Source organism: Fodinicurvata halophila (genome assembly GCF_042651425.1).
GTDB lineage: Bacteria > Pseudomonadota > Alphaproteobacteria > Kiloniellales > DSM-21159 > Fodinicurvata > Fodinicurvata halophila.
In genome coordinates this window covers 261,401-283,620 of the sequence record NZ_JBHSCW010000001.1, presented here as the reverse complement: position 1 = coordinate 283,620, position 22,220 = coordinate 261,401, and the positions used below count along the sequence as shown (strand labels likewise).

Genomic DNA, 22,220 nt, shown 5'->3' with positions numbered 1-22,220 from the left:
GTGCCGGCTGCGCCAAGCAAAAATCCTTGCCATCGGGCTTTCCCCATCCAGTTTCCTCAGGGTAAGCTCAGGGGGAAGCTTTTGCCTGTCCGGTGGGCAGGTGACCCATTGTCCCAAGCGGAACGGATTGTCTCGATATGTTTGAGCGTACACTGGACGTGGCTGCACAGGCCCCTGGCGAGAAGCATGCAATCGGCGGCTGGAGGCCTCTTGCGATGCTGCAGGCCCTGGCCGTCCTGGTGATCGCGATGACGCTGGGAGCATCGGCGCAGGCACGGAGCGCCCCGGAGAGCTTCGCCGATCTCGCCGACGAACTGCTGCCCACCGTGGTCAACATCTCGACCAGCCAGGTGATCGAGGACAACGGGCGCATCGACAACTTCGAGGAACTCTTTCGCGAATTCTTCGAGGAACGGGGCGAGCCCAACGGCGCACCAGACTTCCCGCGCCAGCGGCGCACCTCGTCCCTTGGCTCCGGATTCATCATCGATTCCGAGGGCTACATCGTCACCAACAATCACGTGGTGGCCAATGCCGACGAGATCACGGTCCGCCTGCACGACAACACCACCCTCGAGGCCGAGATCGTCGGCACGGACGACAAGACGGACCTGGCCCTGCTGAAGGTCGAGACGGATCGTGAACTGCCCGCAGCCCAATGGGGAGACAGCGATGAGGCCCGTGTTGGTGAATGGATCCTGGCGATTGGCAACCCCTATGGGCTGGGCGGCTCGGTGACCGCCGGCATCATCTCGGCGCGGCAGCGCGACATCAACGCCGGCCCCTATGATGATTTCCTGCAGACCGATGCTTCAATCAACCGCGGCAACTCGGGCGGTCCGACCTTCGACATGGAGGGCCGCGTGATCGGTGTGAACACGGCCATCTTCTCGCCGTCCGGCGGCTCCGTGGGCATCGGCTTTGCCATTCCCTCCGCCATGGCACGCAATGTCATCGCCTCCCTGAAGGAGCATGGCGAGGTGCGTCGCGGCTGGCTGGGCGTTCAGATCCAGACGGTTACCGACGAACTGGCCGAAGGGCTGCGCTTGCCAGAAGCCGAGGGTGCACTGGTGGCCTCCCTCTTCGAGGGCGGTCCGGCCGCGGAAGGCGGCATCGAGCAGGGGGACGTGATCCTGGAGTTCGATGGCCGTGAGGTAACGGACATGCGCAGCCTGCCCCGCATGGTGGCCGAGACGCGTGTCGGCAAGGAAGTCGAGGTCGTTGTCTGGAGGGGCGGCGAGCGGCAGACCGTCGAGGTCACCCTGGGCGAGATGGATGAGGACGCCATGTCGGGTCCCTCCGGCGAGGAAGATCGCGGGGAGGCGCCGGAGCCCGAAAGCGGCGCCTTGGAGGATCTTGGCCTGGAGCTCGGAAGCTTGACGGAAGAGCGTCGCAACAACTACGGCCTTGCCGAGGACGTGGACGGCGTGCTGGTGACCGATGTGGACCCCACCGGTCTGGCGGCGGACAGTGGCCTGCAGCCGGGCGATGTCATCGCCGAGGTGGACCAGGAGCCGGTGACCCGCCCCGCCGAGATCGAGGAGAGCGTGGCTGCCGCGCGCCGCGAGGGCTATCGCGTCATCACCCTGCTGATCCTGCGGGAAGGCGATTTCCTCTGGGTGGCCCTTCCCCTGGGGGACGGCTGAGCGGGAAAGTTACGGCCTGGCGTCCGTGAGCCGGGCGTCCTGGGCTAGGCGCCTGCGATCTCCTGCTCTCTATAACCCTGTAAATAGAGCAGGCCGGTCAGGTCGGCGTGGTCGAGGTGAGTCTCGATGGCTTCGCGCAGACGCGGCTTGGGACGATAGGCGACGCCGAGGCCGGCCGCCGAAAGCATGGCTTGGTCGTTGGCACCGTCGCCCACGGCCACCGAGTCTTGCGGTGAAAGGTTCAATTCCCGTGTGAATTCCTCGAGGCTGGCCAGCTTGGCCTCGCGGCCCAGGATGGGGGGCAGGACCTCCCCGGTCAGTCGCCCGTCGCGGATTTCGAGCCGGTTGGCGCGGGCCAGGTCGAAGCCGCAGGTCTCGGCTATGGGGTCGGCGAAGAAGGTGAAGCCGCCGGACACCAGGGCGCAGTAGGCGCCCTGGGCCTTCATGCTGGCCACGAGCTGTCGGGCGCCACTGTTGAGGGTCATGGCGGTGGCGGCCTCTTCCATCACCTCGACCTTGAGGCCGGCCAGCTTGCGTACACGCTCGCACAGTGCACTCTCGAAGTCCAGTTCACCCTGCATGGCACGCGCGGTGACGGCCGCAATCTCGTCGCGCAGGCCCAGGCTGTCGGCCAGCTCGTCCAGCATCTCCTCGGCAATGATGGTGGATTCCATGTCGGCGACCAGCAGTTTCTTGCGACGCCCTTCGCTGGGCAGTACGGCGATATCGAAGGGTCGGTCGGCAAAGGTCGTGCGCAGCGCTTGCAGCGTCGCCTGTGGGTCGCTCCCCTCGAACGGGATGTCCAGGGCCTGGCCCTCGGCCAGCCAGTCCGGCGAAGCCGGTGTGCCACCTGTCCTGGAAAGGCATGCGCAGGCGGATTCCGCGTCCTGCTCGCGCAATGGTGTTGCAGCTGGGTCGGCCAGCAGTATGGTTGTCCATGTCATGAGTCAGGACCCTATAGACAGACCGGCCAATGGTCACAAGAGCCTTGTGGGAAAAGAGCGGGACAACCTGCCGCCCGCGGTGATCGTGGCCGGCCCGACGGCCAGCGGGAAGTCCGGGCTGGCGCTGCGGCTGGCGGAGGCGTTCGAAGGAACGGTCGTCAATGCCGATGCGCTTCAGATCTATCGCGACATTCCGATCCTCTCGGCCCAACCCGGCCAGGGCGAACAGGCGCGCGTACCCCATCGCCTCTATGGGTTCGCCGAGGCGTGGGAGCAGTATTCCGCCGGCCGTTGGGCCGAACTGGCGCGGGGAGAAATGGAGGCAGCGCATGCCAGCGGGCGCCTGCCGATTCTCACCGGTGGAACCGGCCTCTATCTCAAGGCGCTCGAGGAAGGACTCGCGACCGCCCCGCAGGTGGAGTCAGGCACGCGCGCTGCGGCCCGGGAGCGCCTGCGCGCCCTGGGGCGGGAAGCCTTCGTGGCCGAAGTGCAGCGTCTCGATCCTGACAGCGCCGCCCGCCTGCATCCCAATGATACCCAGCGCCTGCTGCGTGCCTGGGAAGTGGCCGAAGGCACCGGTCGGCCGCTGTCCGAATGGCAGCGCCGGACTGCGATTCCACCGGCCCCCTGGCGCTTCTTCTGGCTGGTACTGATGCCCCCGCGCGCCACACTGACCCCGATCTGTGACCGGCGCTTCGCGCTGATGATGGAGCAGGGGGCCCTGGAAGAGGTGCGGCGGCTGCGCTCGCTCGACCCGCCCGCGCAGGGCACGATCCGCAAGGCTGTTGGCGTGCGCGAGCTGCTGGCCCATCTGGACGGGGAGATGAGTCTTGAGGATGCCGTGGCTGCCGCCCAGCACTCCACCCGGCGTTATGCCAAGCGACAGATGACATGGCTGAGGACCCAAGTGCTCAGACATAAAAAGAACGTTCATCTTGAGGAGACGAAATTTTATGAAAGCGATGAGGAAAGAATCTTTTCAATTATTCGTCACTTTGTGTTGACCACCCCTACCTGAGGGTCTAGCTTGCCGGGAGTCGGCAGCGCTGGAGCGCAGGCGGCCTGGAAAAGGCCGACTCTCTGCTCCCTCGACGTGCGCAGCCGGCTTGGTTTTTCGAGATGAACATGTTTTTCTCGGGACCGTAAAAGATCGTGCGGGAGCCCCCGACGAACACGGCCCGAATGCAGGACGAACGGAAGTAGCGACATGAGTGTGGAAAGCGTGCAAGAAACCGAACTGCAGAGTGGTGCCAGGCTGCTGATCCAGGCCCTCATCGAGCAGGAAGTCGAGGTCGTATTCGGCTATCCCGGCGGCGCGGTCCTGCCCATTTACGACGCGCTTTTCCAGCAGAACAGCATTCGCCATATCCTCGTCCGGCATGAGCAGGCGGCCGTGCATGCCGCCGAAGGCTATGCCCGCTCCACGGGCAAGGTGGGCTGCGTGCTCGTGACATCGGGCCCCGGGGCGACCAATGCCGTGACCGGCCTGACCGATGCCCTGATGGATTCCATTCCCGTGGTTTGCCTGACCGGGCAGGTGCCGACCCACCTGATCGGCAACGATGCCTTCCAGGAGGCCGATACCACGGGCATCACACGGCCCTGCACCAAGCACAACTACTTGGTGAAGGATGTGAACGAGCTGGCCCGCCAGGTGCACGAAGGTTTCTACGTGGCCCGCAACGGCCGGCCCGGGCCGGTGGTCATCGACCTGCCCAAGGACATCCTGCAGACAGAAGGTCGCTACACCGAACGCGCCCAGGTGAGGCACCGCAGCTATCGCCCGCAGGTTCAGCCCGACCAGGAGCGCATCCAAGACGCCGTCAAGATGATCGCCCAGGCACGCCGTCCGATCGTCTATTACGGCGGCGGGGTCATCAATTCGGGGGACAAGGCCACGCAGGAGCTGCGCAAGCTCGTCAAGGCGACCGGCATGCCCTGCACCAGCACGCTGATGGGCCTGGGCGCCTATCCGGGCAGTGATCCGCAGTTCCTGGGCATGCTGGGCATGCACGGCACCTACGAGGCCAACCTGGCCATGTACAACTGCGACGTCATGATCAACCTGGGTGCGCGCTTCGACGACCGGGTGACCGGCAAGCTGTCGGAGTTCTCGCCCAATTCCAAGAAGATCCACGTGGACATCGACCCCAGTTCCATCAACAAGTCGGTCATGGTCGACCTGCCGGTGATCGGCGATGTGGGCGAGACGCTGGAAGCCCTGAACCAGGCCTGGGACGAGAACGGGCACAGCCTGGATCAGGAAGGCCTGAAGTCCTGGTGGAGCCAGATCGAGGAGTGGCGCGCGCGCCACTGCCTGAGCTATCGCCAGGAAAGCGAGGAGATCAAGCCGCAGCACGCCATTCGCCGGCTCTATGAACTCACCAAGGACAAGGATGTCTACTTCACCACGGAAGTCGGCCAGCACCAGATGTGGGCGGCGCAGTACATCAAGTTCGAGGCACCCCATCGCTGGATGACGTCGGGCGGCCTGGGGACCATGGGCTATGGCCTGCCGGCGGCCCTGGGCGTCCAGGTGGCGCATCCCGAGTCCCTGGTGATCGACGTGGCCGGCGAGGCCTCGATCCTGATGAACATCCAGGAGATGTCGACGCTTGCCCAGTACAAGCTGCCGGTCAAGATCTTCATCGTGAACAACCAGTGGATGGGCATGGTGCGCCAGTGGCAGGAGCTGCTGCACGGCGGCCGCTATTCGGAAAGCTACACCGATTCCCTGCCGGACTTCGTCAAGCTGGCGGAATCCTTCGGGGCCACGGGCATCCGCTGCACCAAGGCCGCGGAGCTGGACGATGCCATCCAGCGCATGGTCGACACCCCGGGACCGGTGATCTTCGACTGTTGCGTGACGCAGAACGAGAACTGCTTCCCGATGATCCCGTCGGGGGCGGCCCACTACGAGATGCTGCTGGGACCCGATGACCGGGCGGGCAGGCCGATTTCCGAAGAGGGAATGGTCCTGGTCTGAGCTCCGCTCGGCGCGTCCGGCGAAACGAAAACAACAAGAAGACGATTTGACATGGCATACGGTCCCAACCCGCATTCCGGGCAAGAAGTCGCCACGCATACGATTGCCGTACTCGTGGACAACGAGCCCGGCGTGCTTGCGCGCGTGATCGGCCTGTTCTCGGGGCGCGGCTACAACATCGAGTCCCTGACGGTGACCGAGGTCGATCCGGCGGAACATCTCTCGCGCATCACCATCGTGACCAGCGGCACCCAGATGATCCTGGAGCAGATCAAGGCCCAACTGGACCGCCTGGTGCCGGTGCACCGGGTCAGCGACCTGACCCGGCAGGGACCGCATGTGCCCCGCGAGCTGGCACTGGTGAAGGTCGTGGGGACCGGCGACAAGCGGGTGGAGGCGCTGCGTATCGCGGACATATTCCGCGCGCGTGTGGTCGATTCCAGTCACTCCCACTTCATCTTCGAAGTCTCGGGCGACAGCGGCAAGCTGAATGCCTTTACCGAGCTCATGGGGCCGCTGGGGCTGGCCGATATAAGCCGTACGGGGGTGGTGGCCATCGCTCGCGGGGCGGAGAGCCTCTAGACTGCCCGCTACCTGCGTCGTTGCCGGGGGTGCCGCGGGACGCTAGAACGGCGAGGATATTTTCGTGGCCGTGCTTTCTGGGACGGTCCTATCACGGGGGAGCACGTCTTCACTCAGGCGGGATGCAGGCCGGTACACTCGCCAGGAGCTCTCCTCACCATCAGTGACAAGGGTGGCATCCCGATGAAGACCGGTTGCAATCGGGGCGGCCACCAGAGAGGGAGATAACCGACTATGCGCGTTTACTACGATCGTGACGCCGATGTGAACCTGATCAAGGGCAAGAAGATCCTGATCATTGGCTATGGCAGCCAGGGACATGCCCATGCCATGAACCTGCGTGACAGCGGCGTGAAGGAGGTGCGCATCGGCTTGCGCGCCGGATCGCGCTCCGCCCCCAAGGCGGAGGCCGCGGATTTCACCGTCATGACCCCGGCCGAAGGCGCTGCCTGGGCCGATGTGGTCATGATCCTGACGCCGGACGAACTGCAGGCCGACCTCTATAACGGCGAACTGCACGAGAATCTGAAAGAGGGTGCAGCCATCGCCTTCGCCCACGGCCTGAACGTGCATTTCAACCTGATCGAGCCGCGCGCCGACCTGGACGTGTTCATGGTGGCGCCCAAGGGGCCCGGCCACACCGTGCGCAGCGAGTATGTGCGCGGCGGCGGCGTCCCCTGCCTGCTGGCTGTCGAGCAGAATTCCAGCGGCAACGCCCACGAGATCGGCCTGTCCTATGCCGCGGCCATCGGCGGCGGGCGCGCCGGCGTGATCGAGACCTCGTTCCAGGAGGAATGCGAAACCGACCTGTTCGGCGAGCAGGTGGTGCTCTGCGGCGGCCTGTCCGCCCTGATCACCGCCGGCTTCGAGACCCTGGTCGAAGCCGGCTATTCCCCTGAGATGGCCTATTTCGAGTGCCTGCACGAGGTGAAGCTGATCGTCGACCTGATGTACGAGGGCGGCCTTGCCAACATGCGCTATTCCATCTCGAACACGGCGGAATACGGCGACTATTCCTCCGGCCAGCGCATCATCAACGAGGAAACCCGCGCCGAGATGCGTCGGGTCCTGGAGGACATCCAGTCCGGCACTTTCACCCGCAACTGGGTGCTGGAATGCAAGGCCGGGCAGCCCGGCTTCAAGGCGAACCGTCGCCGGCACGCCGAGCATCAGATCGAGGAAGTCGGTGCCAAGCTGCGCGGGATGATGCCCTGGCTTTCCGCCAACAAGCTGGTGGACAAGGAAAAGAACTGAGTTTCCTCGCACAGACGAAGCTGTGAAAAGCCGGGGGTGACCCCGGCTTTTTGCGTTGGTGCGCCGGCTTTCAGGGAAGGCCGTCGCGCAGTTCCAGCAGGCGCACCGTCAGGTCATAGAGCCGGATGCCGTCGGAGATACGGCTGTCGGCCATCTCCACATGCATAAGCCCCTCGGTCAGGGTGACCTCCGCGGTTCCTTCAGGCAGGGCTTCGGCCAGGCGCAGGCTTTCGCTGTAGGGTATGACAGGATCGTCGCGCCCGTGCAGCAGCAGGACGGGAAAGTCCACAGTCCCCAGGTCCTTGCCAGCCAGACTGAGATCTGCCAGCTCGCGCCGCAGAAAGGCGGGCAGTTCCGCGATCCTGGCGCTCACGGCATCGGGATCCCGGTTTTCCAGCAACGCGAGGACGTCACGACCTTCGCGGGTGAGCCTGCGCTTCTGCAGGCTCGTATCGGCCTGGGGATCCTTCATGCGGCGTGTCGCAATGCGCTGCAGGGCGCGGCGGTCCGCCGGATTTTCCAGGCGATCGGCATTGGCCCTCAGGAACAGCCAGCGGGCCTGGGGATGAGGGTCGCCCTGGCGCCAGTCCGTCTCCCCGGGTTCGCGGAACGCGCCGGTGGTGAAATAGCGCACCACGTTCTCGGTGTCGTAATAGCCGCCAACGGCCAGCATGAAATCCGGCGCCTCCCAGGGCGGTGCTGAACTGGCTGCGAGCAGGGCCGGTCCCGCGGCGTAGGAAATGGCCGCCAGTCCGAGCGGACGCTCGGCCCGGCTCTCGCTGGCGAGACGAGCCAGGAGGTCGCCGATGGACTCGGCGTCCTCGGCGCTGACGCGCAGTTCACGCAGGTTCGGCAGTTCCGGGACCGTGACGGCGAAGCGGGCCTGGGCCAGCAGTTCGGCGAATTCGACCAATCGCGGATCGTCCCGGCCCTCGGGCGTCACGCCGGGAACGAGCAACAGGCTGGCCCGGACCTGCCCATCGGTGCGCCGATACAGGTCGACGACATAGTCCGTTCCGTCCGCGTCCAGCGTTCTGGTCTGCCGGCGGATTTCCGGGGCGTCGGGGCGCTGGCTGCCGGACATGGTATCCAGCAGGCTCAGCGCCTCGCCGCCCCGCTGCGAGCAGCCGGCGAGCACTCCGGCCAGGAGCAGGGCGAGGAGGGAGCCTCTTCTAAAAGCGTGAAATGACCTTGATGCCACGGCCATCGAAACGGTCCATCTGCATGAGGGCGGCTGGGGCCTCGTCCAGGCTGATATGGCTGTCGATCAGGTTCTCGGGTGCCAACCGCCCGCGCCGGATCATTTCCAGCAAGGCGTCGTAGCGGAAGGCCTGCATGCCGTGGCTGCCGAGGATTTCCAGCTCGTGCGCCACGATCCGGTCCATGGGCACAGGCGGGTGTTTCTGGTCGCCCAGCGTCAGGCCCACCTGGACATGCCGTCCGCGCCGCCGCAGACAGGAGACCGAGTTGAACAGCGTGGATGGGTGGCCCAGGGCATCGAGGGAGACATGGGCACCGCCCCGGCTGACCTCCTTCACTGCATCGGCCACGTTCTCGCTTCTTGCGGCGTTGATCGAGGCGACGGCCCCGAAGTCCTCGGCGATGCGCAGCTTGTCCTCGCTCACGTCGATCGCGATGACGCTGGCGCCAAGCGCGCTGGCGATCATGATGGCGGAGAGCCCCACGCCGCCACAGGCGTGGACGGCGACCCATTCCCCCGGCTGGACGCGGCCCTGGTCGACCACGGCGCGGAAGGCCGTGGCAAAACGACAGCCCAGGCTGGCCGCCACGTCGAAGCCCAGTTCGTCGGGCAGGGCAATCAGGTTGGTGTCCGCATAGTCGATCGCGACAAATTCGGCAAAGGAACCCCAGGCCGTGAACCCCGGCTGGAACTGTCGTTCGCAAACCTGGTGATTGCCGGAATGACATTCGGGACACTGGCCGCAGCCGCCCACGAAGGGGACTGTCACGCGCTCGCCCCCTGTCCAGCGCGTGACCAGCGCCCCCACTGCGGCCACGGTGCCGGCCAGCTCATGGCCCGGTACATGGGGCAATGTCACGTCCGGGTCGTGGCCCATCCAGCCATGCCAGTCGCTGCGGCAGAGTCCGGTGGCCTCGACCTTGATCACCACGCCCTGTGGCGCGGGCTCGGGATCGGGGACGGTCCGGACTTCAGGTGTTTTGCCGAATTGCTCGAATACGACAGCCTTCATACGCATCCTTCCCATGATGCTGGAGGACTCTGCAAACTCGCTCGACTGTAGTGATTCACCATTCACTGTTCCAGGCGGCGTTTTGCATGGGGGCTTACGTCCCGCTCTTCCGACCAGTAGGCTGAGGTCCACTCAGCAGCTGCTTCCAGCGATTTCCCCTGTCACTCGCTCGAGAGCCTGCGGATCCAGGATCATATCCGCATGGCCGATACCCTCCAAGAGCCGTACCCTGGCTTCGGGACGTGCCGCGCGCACGGCCTGTTCATAATGATCTGAGGCAAAGATCTCGTCGTGTGTTCCCGCAAGGATCGTCACCGGGACATCCGTATTGCGCAGCAAGTGGTGGTGATCGTCTGGATTCAAGGAGTCCAACAGGCGGTGTGAATAGGTTGCGGTTACGTGCGGATTGTCTCGTTCCACGGCAAAGGCGATGACGGGCAGATGATCGAAGGCATGGATGCCCAGCCCATTGAGGATGGAAAGACCGACGAGGCGTGGGACGAAGGGACGCGCCCATTCCTGGTCTCGGGCATGAGGATTGTCCTCTGTGTAAGGGGCGGAATCGATGCCGAGCATCGGGGCGAGCATCACCAGACGACTTGAATCGGGCAACCGGTGACGGCCCGCATATCGCAGCGCAAGCCCCCCGCCAGACGAAAATCCCAGCAAGCTCAGCTGCGCCTCGGGCCTGGCAGCCGTGATATGATCGATAAAGATCTCAATATCGTTTTCCAGAACTCCCCGGCGCGGAATATCGCCTTCCCGACCGCTCTCGCCGTGGCCGCGCAAATCCGGAACATAGACGCCAACGCCCTCCTGCTCGAGTTCGCGTGCCAGGGCATGGAAGCTTCTGCCCTCCGTGGCGGATCCGTGGAGTGCGAGAACCGCGCAGTCCTCGTCGCCCGGATAGTGACGATAAGCAAGCCTGGTGCCGTCACGCGCCTGAAGTGTTTGTGTTTGCGGGAGAGTCGAGTAGTCGACCGACTCGAAACCCTTTGCGATCGAGGGCATCGCCTCCGGCTTCGGACGACTGCCGTACCCGATAAGGGCGGCCAGCGTGGCGATGCAGATGAGGGACAGGACCGCAAAGCTCAGGAGTGCAATTTTTATCTTGGTCAGCGTGACGAGCCTTTTTCCTGTTCCAGTCATGCTGTCAATAAACCAAAGCGCTCCTGCAAAAAAACAATGATGATGAAGCCTCGGTATCCTTGTACAATTCCTCAGCCGGAGGAGGCGTTTGGCCGGATATGCCTCGACCACTATTCGCTCCGGTTCGTTGAATACAGCGGTAGGCTCAGATTCCCTGTTGTCGTCAGCCAATTTCAGCGTTATTTATATGAACCAGAGCTTTAGGTTAGAAATTGGAAATGGCCGAAGAGTTGCGCACAGATATTGAACTGCCGAAGTCCGCATCCGCGGATTCCGCGGCTGCGCGCGCCATCGCTCTGACCGATCCCCGCCTTTCCGACGGTGCGCTCCTCCTTCTCCTTATCAGCCCCTGAACGCTACAGCCGCGAGCGCGGCAAGCGGGCAGGGGATACTCCGACATGAACGAAGCTTTCAGGGCCCACAAGGCGCATGCGCCGGCCCCGAACCAGGAGAAGGATTTACATCATGGGTTCCATACAGATCGACGAAAAAGACAGTAACCGCGTCATCATCTTCGACACCACCTTGCGTGACGGCGAGCAGTCCCCCGGCTGTTCCATGAACCTGGACGAAAAGCTGGCGGTGGCCAGTGTGCTGGAAGAGATGGGTGTCGATGTGATCGAAGCGGGCTTCCCCGTTGCCTCCATCGGCGACTTCGAGGCGGTGAATGCCATTTCCAAGCAGGTCAGCAACACCACGGTGGCCGGCCTGGCACGGGCCACGCCCAAGGACATCGACCGCGCCTGGGAAGCCCTGAAGCCGGCGGTCAGTCCGCGCATCCATACCTTCCTGTCCACCAGCCCCCTGCACATGAAGTACAAGCTGCAGATGGAGCCGGAAGAGGTGTACGACGCCGTCGTCGAGAGCGTCGGCTATGCCCGCAATCTCTGCGACAACGTGGAATGGTCCCCCGAGGACGGAACGCGCACGGATCATGACTTCCTCTGTCGTTGCATCGAGGGCGCGATCAAGGCGGGCGCGCGCACGATCAACATTCCAGATACGGTGGGCTATACCGTTCCGGAAGAATTCGCCGAGATGATCCGCATGCTGATGAATCGCGTGCCGAACATTGATCAGGCCGTGCTTTCGGTGCATTGCCACAACGACCTGGGGCTGGCGGTCTCGAACTCCCTGGCCGCCGTCAAGGCCGGGGCGCGCCAGATCGAGTGCACCATCAACGGCATCGGCGAGCGCGCCGGGAACTGCGCCATGGAAGAGGTCGTCATGGCCTTGCGCACACGCAACGACGTGATGCCCTATTCCACCGGCATCGATACCACCAAGATCACCCGTGCCTCGCATCTGGTTTCCACCATCACCGGCTTCTCGGTGCAGCCCAACAAGGCCATCGTCGGGAAAAACGCCTTCGCGCACGAGTCCGGCATTCATCAGGACGGCATGCTGAAGAACGCCCAGACCTATGAGATCATGACGCCGGAGTCCGTGGGGCTGAATCGTTCCACGCTGGTCATGGGCAAGCATTCCGGCAAGCACGCCTTCAAGTCCAAGCTGGCCGAGCTGGGCATCGAGTTGGAGGAAAACCAGTTGAAGGACGCTTTCGTACGCTTCAAGGACCTGGCGGACCACAAGAAGGAGATCTTCGACGAGGACATCATTGCGCTCGTCGACGATGCGGTGGTGCGCCACAACGATCATATTCGCTTCGTCTCACTGGGTATCCAGTGCGGCTCGGAAGGCCCGCAGACGGCCGAGCTGGAAGTCGAGATCGGAGGCGAGAGGCAGAAGGCGAAGGCCGAGGGCAACGGTCCGGTGGATGCCACCTTTGCGGCCATCCGCGAACTGGTGCCGCACGAGGCCGAGCTGCAGCTCTACCAGGTTCATGCCGTGACCGGTGGAACAGACGCTCAGGCGGAAGTGACCGTGCGCCTGGAAGAGAATGGCAAGACGGTGAATGGCCAGGGCGCCGATTATGACACCCTGGTGGCATCGGCCCGTGCCTATATCAACGCGCTCAACAAGATGATGGTCAAGCGGCAGAAGACGGAACCGACCGCCATGACGGCCTGAGCCGGTCTTGTCGCTTTGGGAAAGGTCCAGGCGGCCTCCGCGGAGGCCGCCTTTTTCCTGTCGCATAATCGTGTCACGAGGGCTTGATCCCCGTGTCCGGAAAAGCTTTTCTTGAAATCGCACAGGCGGGGCGTTATTCGCTAATGCGATCTTAACTTTATTGTCGCATACCGTGTCTTTCAGACTCGAGGGGACCTCACAAGCCAATGATGTCGCGTATTCTGGGCTTCATGTCTGCGGACATGGCCATCGACCTCGGTACAGCCAACACTCTGGTCTATGTGAAAGGCCGCGGCATCGTTCTGAATGAACCGTCCGTTGTCGCCATTGCGGAGATTCGCGGCAAGAAGCAGGTACTGGCCGTCGGCGACGAAGCCAAGCTGATGCTGGGCAGGACCCCTGGAAACATCCAGGCCATCCGCCCGTTGCGCGATGGTGTGATCGCCGACTTCGAAGTCGCGGAGGAAATGATCAAGCATTTCATCCGCAAGGTGCACAACAGGCGCTCGTTCACCAGCCCGCAGATCATCGTTTGTGTTCCCTCCGGCTCGACCGCCGTCGAGCGTCGTGCCATTCAGGAATCGGCCGAGGCGGCCGGCGCGCGCCGCGTCTTCCTGATCGAAGAGCCCATGGCTGCGGCAATCGGTGCCGGCCTGCCGGTGACGGAACCCACCGGCTCCATGGTTGTGGACATCGGTGGCGGAACGACCGAGGTCGCGGTGCTCTCGCTGGGCGGTATCGTCTATTCCCGCTCGGTGCGCGTGGGCGGCGACAAGATGGACGAGGCCATCATCGCCTTCATCCGACGAAATCATAACCTGCTGGTGGGCGAGGGCTCGGCCGAGCGCATCAAGAAGGAGATCGGGTCTGCCTGCCCGCCCGAAGACGGCGACGGCGCGACGCTGGAAATCAAGGGGCGCGACCTGATGAACGGCGTGCCCAAGGAGTTGGTTATCTCGGAACGCCAGGTGGCCGAGGCTTTGGCCGAGCCGGTGGGTGCCATCGTCGAAGCCGTCAAGGTGGCTCTGGAAGGTACGGCACCGGAATTGGCGGCCGATATCGTTGACAAGGGCATCGTTCTCACCGGCGGTGGCTCCATGCTGGGCAACCTCGACTACGTGCTGCGCGTGGCGACTGGTCTGCCGGTTTCGCTGGGTGATGATCCGCTGTCCTGCGTGGCCTTGGGCACAGGACGCTGTTTGGAGGAGATGAAGACCCTGAAGAACGTGCTCATCACGATGTACTGAGCTGTGGGACGCTTCAATCTGCCACTGAGATATGCCTTTCATTTTTTCTTGTAATCTCATACGATTCCTGAACACGGATAGGTCCGTGGGGATGGATATACCATCCACAGGAGGGGGGTCTTGAAGCACAGGACCGGAACAGTGACTCGCATCGCCACGCCGTTGAAGGCCTGGGCGCAGCGTTTCAGCTTCCTCCTTGTCGTCGGCATGACCTTTGCGCTCATGCTCATGGGCAGCACGGACAACCGGCTGATCGAAACACTCCGTAGCCAGGTTGTAGACATGACCACGCCGGTTCTGCAGACCCTGTCCCAGCCGGTGCACTCCGTCGAGCAGATGGTCGAAAACGTGCGCGAGATTGCCGAACTCCGACAGATCAATGCCGACCTGCGCGCCGAGAACGAGCGCCTGATGGCCTGGCATCACCGGGCCCAGCAACTGGAAGCCGAGAATACGGCGTTGCGCGACATGCTCAATCTCGTCCCCGAGCCGGACACACGTTTCGTGACGGCCCGTGTGGTCGGCGACAGCGGCGGCGCCTTCGTGCGCAGCGTGCTGATTGCCGCCGGGAGCGAACAGGGAATCGAGCGCGGCCAGGCGGCCCTGGCGGGCGAGGGGCTGGTCGGCAGCGTGGTCGAGGTGGCAGAGAACTCCGCGCGCGTCCTGCTGCTGACCGACCTCAACAGCCGCATTCCCGTGGCTGTCGGCCAGGAGGGCAAGCGGGCAGTACTGGCCGGGGACAATTCTCCCGAGCCGGCGTTGCGGTATCTGGCGCCGGACGAAGAGGTCTCGGTCGGTGAGCCGATCATAACCTCGGGCGACGGCGGGGTTTTTCCTTCGGGCCTGCCCATCGGAGTGATTTCGCGCGTGGATGATAGCGGGGCACGGGTGCGTCTCTATGCCGACTGGCGTGGTCCTGAGTTCCTGCGCCTCGTGGATTACGAGCTTCCGGGGCTGATTGCACCGCTGATCGACGGACAAGATCGCACGGCCGTCAACTGAACACCATGAAACAGACCGGCCTCTTGCATCGCCTGGATTCAGCAGCGCGAGCCGTGGTGCCTTTCGTGCTGACGCTGCTGCTGTTGCTCCTGAGCCTGCTGCCCTTCAGTACCCCGGACTATGCGCCGGTCGTGCCGTCGCTTGCCATGCCCGCGGTCTATTACTGGGTGGTCTTTCGCCCCGACCTGATGCCGTTGTGGGCGACCTTCCTCATAGGGCTCATTCAGGACCTGCTGACCGGCGTGCCCCTGGGAACCGGCATCATGATGCTGCTGGTCCTTCATCTGTTGGTGACGGGTCAGCGCCGCATCTTCACCACCGCGACCTTTGCCATGCTGTGGGTAATCTTCGCGCTGTTTGCCGCATTGGTCTATGCTCTGGGCTGGGTGCTGGCGGCGCTGCTGATGCCCATGACGCCCTCGGAAGGTCCTGTGATACTGCAGTATGCCCTGACCGTGGCTTCCTATCCCTGTCTGGCCTGGCTTCTGGGGCGGGCACAGCAGCTCTTCTTGAATTGAGATGATCTTGCTTTACAAGGTTCACAGAGGCATGTCAGGCGGGACAACATGAGCAGAGCCCGTACAGAGGAACAGAATCGGCAGAAATCCTTCACGCGCCGTGCGCTTCTGCTCGGCGGTGCGAAGGTGGGGCTCTTGTCGGTTCTCGGCGCTCGTCTCTATTATCTCCAGGTCATCGAAGCCGAGCGCTATCGCATGCTGGCCGAGGACAACCGGATCTCCATGCGGCTCAGTGCGCCACGGCGCGGGCGCATCGTGGACCGCGACGGTGTGCCGCTGGCCGTCAACCGGCAGAATTATCAGGTGCATCTGGTGGCCGAGCAGGCGCGGAACGTGGACGAGACCCTGAATGCCCTGGCCCGGATCATTCCGCTGGACAACGAGGATCGGGCCCGGATCAAGCGGGAGCTTTCGGGCCGCCGTTCCTTCGTGCCGGTCCGGGTCAAGGAGAACCTGACCTGGGACCAGGTCAGTCGGATCGCGGTGAACTCCGTGGAACTGCCCGGCGTCGTGGTTGAAGCCGGGCAGAGCCGCCACTATCCCTATGGGCCGACCCTGGCACACATCGTCGGGTATGTGGGAGCCGTCAGCGAGCAGGACCTGACGGGCGATCCCGTGCTGGAACTGCCCGGGTTCCGTATCGGCAAGAACGGCATAGAGAAGGTTCATGACGAGGCCCTGCGCGGCCGGGCCGGCAATACCCAGGTCGAGGTCAATGCGGTGGGCCGGGTCATGCAGCAGATTTCCCGTGTGGAGGGCGAGCCGGGACATGAAGTCGAACTGACCCTCGACATGGGGCTGCAGAACTACGTCCACCAACGCCTGATCGGTGAACGCAGTGCCAGTGCCGTTGTCATGGACGCCGTTACGGGCAGTGTGATGGCTCTGGCCTCGGTGCCCAGCTACGATCCGTCGGCCTTCACCCGCGGCCTGTCCTCGGACGAGTGGCGCAGCCTGATCGAGGATCCTCTGGCGCCCCTGACCAACAAGGCGATCTCGGGTCAGTACGCCCCAGGGTCGACTTTCAAGATGGTGGTCAGCCTGGCCGCCATGGAGAATCACATCGGGCCTCAGGAAGAAGTCTATTGTCCCGGACACATGGATCTGGGCAATCACCGCTTTCACTGCTGGAAGCGTGGCGGGCACGGACGCATGGATATGTACAATGCGATCCGGCAGTCCTGTGACGTCTATTACTACGAGATGTCCAAGCGCCTGGGAATCGATGCCATAGCCTCAATGGCGCGGCGCATGGGGTTCGGCCAGACGGTGGGCATCGACCTGCCCGGCGAGCGTTCGGGCCTGGTGCCGACCGAGGATTGGAAGCTGGCCAATATCGGAGAGCGCTGGCAGGGCGGCGAGACGTTGATCCAGGCCATCGGACAGGGATACATGCTGGCCACGCCGCTGCAACTGGCCGTCATGACGGCACGCCTTGTCAACGGCGGCAAGGCCATTCGGCCGCATGTGACCCGACGCATCGAGGGGGTGAAGAATGTGACCGAGCAGGTCAGGGAGGAGTCGCCTGACCTGGGTCTCCTGCCCCTGCAGGTGCGCTCCGTTCTGGATGCCATGGACGCCGTTTGCAATACGCAGCGGGGGACAGCCTATTCGGCACGTATTCATCTTCCCGGCTGGGAAATGGGGGGCAAGACCGGCACCTCGCAGGTGCGTCGGATCTCGGCTTCGGAGCGCGCCTCTGGCATCGTGCGCAACGAGGACCTGCCCTGGCGACGTCGCGACCATGCGCTCTTCGTCGGATATGCACCGGTGCAGGATCCCCGTTATGTCTGTTCCGTGGTTGTGGAACATGGCGGCGGGGGCGGTTCGGTTGCCGCGCCCATCGCGCGAGACCTGCTGATCGAGACGCAGCGACGGGATCCGATGGGCATCATGCCGCCCTCGCCGTTGGCCAGCTTGGAGGAGTGAGGTCGTGACGGGCTACAACCTCAGCTTCCGCCGGGCTCCCTCAATGTCCGTCGTGCAGAAACTGCTGCAGGTCAATTGGGCCGTGGTGCTCCTGATCTGTGCCCTGGCGGGTATCGGGGCCGGCATGCTTTATTCTGCGGCCAACGCCAATATGGATCCCTGGGCCGAACGTCACCTGGTGCGCTTCGGTGTGCTGCTGGTCCTGATGATCGGGGTTGCCCTGACGGACATTCGCGTGTGGTTCCGAGTTGCCTATCCGGCCTATTTCGTCACCCTGCTCCTGTTGATAGCAGTAGAATTCAAGGGCACCGTGGGCATGGGCGCGCAGCGCTGGATCGACCTGGGGGTGATCCAGCTGCAGCCCTCAGAGGTCATGAAGGTGGCCATGATCCTGGCACTCGCGCGCTACTTCCACAGCCTGTCACTGGAAGACGTGCGCCGTCCCCTTTACCTGCTGTTTCCATTGTTTCTCGTTCTGGCACCGGCAGGGCTGGTTCTCAAGCAGCCGGACCTCGGGACAGCTACCATGCTGACCCTGGTTGGCGGAGCGATATTTCTGCTGGCGGGTGTGCGCTGGTGGAAGTTCCTGCTTGTGGGGGCAGGGGTCGGTGCGGCCCTTCCGGTGGCCTGGAACTTCCTGCATCAATACCAGAAGAATCGTGTCCTGACGTTTCTCGATCCCTCGAGCGACCCCCTCGGGTCCGGCTATCACATTACCCAGTCCAAGATCGCTCTTGGGTCGGGAGGGGTCTTCGGCCGCGGTTTCCTGGAAGGGACACAGAGCCATCTGAACTTCCTGCCGGAAAAGCAGACCGACTTCATTTTTACCATGCTGGCTGAGGAGTTCGGCATGGTTGGAGGGCTCATTCTGCTCGGCCTCTATCTGCTGGTCTTCATCTATGGCTTTGCGGTTGCCCTGACCTGCAACAATCACTTCGGTCGCCTGCTGGCGCTGGGGCTGACGGTCAATCTCTTCTTCTATGTCTTCATCAACATCGCCATGGTCATGGGATTGCTGCCGGTGGTGGGGATTCCGCTGCCCCTGGTTTCCTATGGCGGCACGGCCATGCTGACGGCAATGACGACATTCGGGCTGATCATCTGTGTACGCGTACACAAGGATATCAGCATCCCGCGACGCGGCTTGCAGGGCGAGGTCATCTAGCCTCTCGCACTGCAGGCGGTCACTCCGTCAGCGGCGGCGGAACGAAGGCCGTTACCGGTGGTGCGTCTGCATCGTAGCGTTCCAATTGCACCAGGCAGCTCTGGGCGCTGGATCCCTGGGCCAGGCCCGAGGTTCCGCGATCGCGGGTCAGGACGTTCGGGTTGCCATGCTTGTCCAGGCTGCCCGCTTGTCCCGGGACTTCCGGATCATACCAGGCGCCAGTGGGAAGGCAGATCACGCCGGGGCGGATGTCCGTGGTCAGGCGCGCTCCGGCCAGGCAGGCCCCCCGGTCATTGAAGAGCCGCACGATATCGCCCTCGGAGATGCCGCGCGCTTCGGCGTCCCGCGGATGCACGAGGACGGCCTCGCGATCGCGAACCTTGTGGGCGCGACTGTGGCTTCCGGCATCCAGCTGGCTGTGCAGACGCGTGGCCGGCTGATGGGTCAGCAGGTGCAGGGGAAAGCTGTTGGCCCGAGCGGCACCCAGCCATTCCTCGCCCGCCAGCCAGGCGGGGTGGGGCGGGCAGTCGGACAGCTTGAAGCCCTCGATGCGCTCCGACCAGATCTCGATGCGACCCGATGGCGTGGGCAGAGGGTTGGCCTGCGGATCGCGACGGAAGTCCTCGAACAGAACTCGGCGAACCTGGCCGGCGTGCCCATTGCCAAACTGCAGGTACCCCTTGCTGCGAAACCGCTCGTAGGCGGGCAGTTCGTTGGACTGCTGCCGGAAGGTCTCGTAGATCGTTTCCAGCCACTGGGCTTCATTCCGACCTTCCCCGAAGCGTTCCAGAACGCCCAGGCGTGCCGCCAGTCCACAGAAAATGTCGTAGTCGTTGCGGGCGTCGCCCCGGGGTGGCAGGGCCTGCTCCATGAGCACGAGGAAATCGTCGGCGGACGACCCGCTGAGATCATTGCGTTCCAGCGGCGTCGTCGTTGGCAGGACGATGTCCGCATGCCGGGCCGTCGCCGTCCAGAAGGGTTCGTTGACGATCACGGTGTCCGGCTTCTGCCAGGCCTCGACCAGTCGATTGAGATCCTGGTGGTGGTGAAAGGGGTTCCCACCGGCCCAGTAGATCAGGCGGATATCCGGATAGTGCCGCTGCTGTCCGTTATAGCTGTAGGCCTCTCCGGGGTTCTCCAGCATGTCGGCGATGCGGGCCACCGGAATATAGCTGTCCACCGGGTTGGGCAGGGGGGGCAGGGTCGGTTGCTTGAACCGTGCTGCCCCGTTGCCCACCGAACCGACGGCGCCGTACCCCAGTGTGAACCCGCCGCCGGGCAGGCCGATCTGTCCCAGCAGGGCGGCCAGAACGATCACCATCCAGAAGGTCTGCTCGCCATGCTCGGCGCGCTGCAGGCTCCAGCTGACGTTCAGCATCGTGCGCGAGGCTGCCATCTGGCGGGCGAGCTGGCGCAACTCCTCCGCTTCCAGGCCGCTGATAGCTGCCGCCCAGTCGGCATCTTTCGGTTGTCCGTCGCGGTCGCCCTTCACATAAGACAGGAAGGGGGCCGCACCGACACAGTAGCGATCGAGGAAGGCTGGATCATGGAGGCCTTCCGTTACGAGGGTGTGCGCCAGCCCCAACATGATGGCCGTATCGCTGTTGGGACGCGGGGCTAGCCATTGGGCTTCGAGCTCGCGGTCCACATCGGCGGCAATTGGAGACACATTGACGAAACGGCATCCGTTGTGTCTTGCCTGCATCAGCAGGTCACGGATGCGATGCTGTCCCTGACCACCGTTCTGGACCTGCGCATTCTTCAGGGGAATTCCGCCGAAGCAGACTATCAGGTCCGTTTTCTCGGCCACGACGCCGAGCGAGGTCGAGCCCAGCTGGACATCTCCGTAGCGATGGCCGACGACATGAGGCACGATCACTTCGGCAGCGGCCAGCGAATAGCTGTTGACCGACCGGGTATAGCCGCCGATGGCGGACATGAAGCGATGGACCTGGCTCTGGGCATGGTGGAAGCGCCCGGCCGAGGCCCAGCCGTAGGAGCCGGCGTAGATGGCCTGGTTGCCGTGATCCCGGCGTACGCGTTCCAACTCGGACGCCACGAGGTCGAGAGCCTTGTCCCAATTGACTTCCACAAAGGCTTCGCCGCCGCGCCGCCCCTGGCCGGGACCCCCCTCCAGCCAGCTCTTGCGGACGGCCGGGCGCTGCACGCGGGTTGGCCCGTCGACGGCATCCAGGGATTGGCCCAGGGGCGAGGGGTCCGGGTCGAGAGGCCAGGGACGAACCGAGGCTATGGAATCTTCCTCGGTCTCGACATCATAGACGCCCCAGTGGGTGGCTGTGCGCGTTGTCCGTCTGTCCGACATGACGCATCCGGCTCCGGAAAGGTATGGAGAAAAGGGGAACCCCCGCGAACTGCAATTGTCCCAAAAAGTACACTGTTCCAGAATACCATAGTTCCCGAGAATGCTGCCCGCAACGCATCTGCTGAAAAGCCGGTTGTGCAATAACCTTCCCATGTTCTCCAAGATTATCTTACGGCTCTGGTTCATGAGCCCTCTGATCGTGTCTGCAGTCCCTGTCGCGGCTGACCAGGTGCATTTGGACAACGGTGACAGGATCAGTGGAGAGGTGGTTTCGGTTGAGGAGGGCGCGGTGGTGATAGACACCGACTATTCTGGCCCATTGAGCATCGCCGCTGATCGTGTGGTGCGCCTGGAAAGCGAAGACGAGGATATCTCCTTGCGCTGGGATAGCCTGCGGGAGAGACGGGCGTCCCCTCCCGAGGCGGAGGGCGAGTCTTCGACACCGGGCGAAGAGGCCGAGGCGACAGAAGGCGAGGCGGAGTCTCCTTGGAGCGGTTCCCTGGAAGTCGGCTTCGCAGCCGTGGATGCGGCCCGCAGTCGTCAGGAGTATCTGGTGGACATGGAGAATGCCTGGACCGTGGAAGATGATCGCCTGGACCTGGACGTGGATATCCGCCACGAACGGGCCCGGGGAAACACGTTGGTCGACAGGCAGCGTGTCGGCACGGCCTATAATCGGTACCTCACCGACAGGCTGTTCCTTGCGCCGGGCCTGCAATATCGCCGGGACTCCGTCGCGGATCTGGAACGGCGCATAACGGCGGTCATGCAGGCGGGCTATGATGTCTTCAACAGCAAGGAGCAGAGCCTGACCGTGCAGGCCGGGCCGGGTTATCGCCGCGAGAAGATCGAGGACGAGGAAGTCTATCAGGATCTCCTCGCGGTCTGGGATGCCCGTTATGAACGGCGTTTGTCCTCGCTGGTCGAAGGGGTCTCCTTCTTCCATGAGCAAAGCGGTGCCACGGATGTCTATGGAGAGACGGGGCGGCTGCTTTTTGAAATGGAGACGGGTCTGCGCTATAAGATCTTCGGCGATCTTTATCTGGCCGGTGTTACGGAACTCGACCTCGACAGCGACCCGCGGGGCGAGGCGGATCACTTGGAACGCACCCTGAGACTCCGGCTGGGCTATAAATGGTAAGTGCTTTTTGCAGGTCCTGTGGAGGTCCCGAGCCCCTTACAGGCGGATTGCAAAGAGCGGCTGTGCCCTGTAATTCAGCAGGGAACGGCT

Annotated in this window: 17 protein-coding genes; 12 read left to right on the top strand and 5 right to left on the bottom strand. The window is 63.5% G+C overall.

Annotated elements, in window-relative coordinates; translation table 11 throughout:
• The first annotated feature begins 137 nt into the window (after positions 1-137).
• Positions 138-1,646, top strand: coding sequence for a DegQ family serine endoprotease (locus tag ACFOW6_RS01345; protein WP_382420371.1), 1,509 nt, complete (start codon positions 138-140; stop codon positions 1,644-1,646).
• Positions 1,647-1,690: 44 nt separating this feature from the next.
• Here the strand turns inward: ACFOW6_RS01345 and serB are convergent, their stop codons facing one another.
• Positions 1,691-2,590: a phosphoserine phosphatase SerB gene (gene serB, locus ACFOW6_RS01340; protein WP_382420369.1), complete on the bottom strand. Its 900-nt coding sequence runs from the start codon at positions 2,588-2,590 to the stop codon at positions 1,691-1,693.
• Between serB and miaA the strand changes: the two genes are divergently transcribed.
• The 4 genes from miaA (at position 2,589) to ilvC (ending at position 7,412) form a co-directional block, all read left to right on the top strand.
• The gene (gene miaA / locus ACFOW6_RS01335) at positions 2,589-3,608 is read left to right on the top strand and encodes a tRNA (adenosine(37)-N6)-dimethylallyltransferase MiaA (protein ID WP_382420367.1); all 1,020 of its coding nucleotides are present in this window, start codon (positions 2,589-2,591) and stop codon (positions 3,606-3,608) included. The genes serB and miaA overlap by 2 nt on opposite strands.
• A gap of 189 nt (positions 3,609-3,797) precedes the next feature.
• A complete protein-coding gene (locus tag ACFOW6_RS01330; protein ID WP_382420365.1) occupies positions 3,798-5,576 on the top strand; it encodes an acetolactate synthase 3 large subunit in 1,779 nt (592 codons plus the stop codon).
• 51 nt (positions 5,577-5,627) lie between these two features.
• A complete protein-coding gene (gene ilvN, locus ACFOW6_RS01325; RefSeq protein WP_382420363.1) occupies positions 5,628-6,158 on the top strand; it encodes an acetolactate synthase small subunit in 531 nt (176 codons plus the stop codon).
• Between the two features lie 234 nt (positions 6,159-6,392).
• Positions 6,393-7,412: a ketol-acid reductoisomerase gene (gene ilvC, locus ACFOW6_RS01320; RefSeq protein ID WP_382420361.1), complete on the top strand. Its 1,020-nt coding sequence runs from the start codon at positions 6,393-6,395 to the stop codon at positions 7,410-7,412.
• Between the two features lie 70 nt (positions 7,413-7,482).
• Here ilvC and ACFOW6_RS01315 read toward each other — a convergent pair whose 3' ends face one another.
• The 3 genes from ACFOW6_RS01315 to ACFOW6_RS01305 all read right to left on the bottom strand — a co-directional run bounded on the left by ACFOW6_RS01315 (position 7,483) and on the right by ACFOW6_RS01305 (position 10,885).
• A complete protein-coding gene (locus ACFOW6_RS01315; protein ID WP_382420359.1) occupies positions 7,483-8,619 on the bottom strand; it encodes a hypothetical protein in 1,137 nt (378 codons plus the stop codon).
• Positions 8,585-9,625, bottom strand: coding sequence for a zinc-dependent alcohol dehydrogenase family protein (locus ACFOW6_RS01310; protein ID WP_382420357.1), 1,041 nt, complete (start codon positions 9,623-9,625; stop codon positions 8,585-8,587). The genes ACFOW6_RS01315 and ACFOW6_RS01310 overlap by 35 nt, the downstream gene beginning before the upstream one ends.
• A gap of 132 nt (positions 9,626-9,757) precedes the next feature.
• Complete coding sequence (locus ACFOW6_RS01305; protein WP_382420355.1) at positions 9,758-10,885, bottom strand: alpha/beta hydrolase; 1,128 nt, start codon at positions 10,883-10,885, stop codon at positions 9,758-9,760.
• Positions 10,886-11,239: 354 nt separating this feature from the next.
• Here ACFOW6_RS01305 and ACFOW6_RS01300 point away from each other — a divergent pair, with 354 nt between their 5' ends.
• From ACFOW6_RS01300 to rodA, 6 genes are all read left to right on the top strand, one after another.
• Positions 11,240-12,805, top strand: a complete 1,566-nt coding sequence (locus ACFOW6_RS01300) for a 2-isopropylmalate synthase (RefSeq protein ID WP_382420353.1) — start codon at positions 11,240-11,242, stop codon at positions 12,803-12,805.
• Between the two features lie 206 nt (positions 12,806-13,011).
• Positions 13,012-14,052, top strand: a complete 1,041-nt coding sequence (locus ACFOW6_RS01295; RefSeq protein ID WP_382420351.1) for a rod shape-determining protein — start codon at positions 13,012-13,014, stop codon at positions 14,050-14,052.
• 120 nt (positions 14,053-14,172) lie between these two features.
• On the top strand, positions 14,173-15,054 hold the full coding sequence (gene mreC / locus ACFOW6_RS01290) for a rod shape-determining protein MreC (RefSeq protein WP_382420349.1): 882 nt from the start codon (positions 14,173-14,175) through the stop codon (positions 15,052-15,054).
• A gap of 5 nt (positions 15,055-15,059) precedes the next feature.
• A complete protein-coding gene (gene mreD, locus ACFOW6_RS01285; RefSeq protein WP_382420347.1) occupies positions 15,060-15,572 on the top strand; it encodes a rod shape-determining protein MreD in 513 nt (170 codons plus the stop codon).
• 48 nt (positions 15,573-15,620) lie between these two features.
• Positions 15,621-17,501, top strand: coding sequence for a penicillin-binding protein 2 (gene mrdA / locus ACFOW6_RS01280; RefSeq protein WP_382420345.1), 1,881 nt, complete (start codon positions 15,621-15,623; stop codon positions 17,499-17,501).
• Positions 17,502-17,544: 43 nt separating this feature from the next.
• A complete protein-coding gene (rodA, locus tag ACFOW6_RS01275) occupies positions 17,545-18,666 on the top strand; it encodes a rod shape-determining protein RodA (protein ID WP_382421001.1) in 1,122 nt (373 codons plus the stop codon).
• A 19-nt stretch (positions 18,667-18,685) separates the two neighbouring features.
• Here the strand turns inward: rodA and ACFOW6_RS01270 are convergent, their stop codons facing one another.
• Positions 18,686-20,989 carry a molybdopterin-dependent oxidoreductase gene (locus ACFOW6_RS01270; protein ID WP_382420343.1) on the bottom strand — a complete coding sequence of 768 codons (2,304 nt, stop codon included), beginning with the start codon at positions 20,987-20,989 and terminating at the stop codon, positions 18,686-18,688.
• A gap of 184 nt (positions 20,990-21,173) precedes the next feature.
• Between ACFOW6_RS01270 and ACFOW6_RS01265 the strand changes: the two genes are divergently transcribed.
• On the top strand, positions 21,174-22,130 hold the full coding sequence (locus tag ACFOW6_RS01265) for a DUF481 domain-containing protein (RefSeq protein WP_382420341.1): 957 nt from the start codon (positions 21,174-21,176) through the stop codon (positions 22,128-22,130).
• Positions 22,131-22,220: the final 90 nt, after the last annotated feature.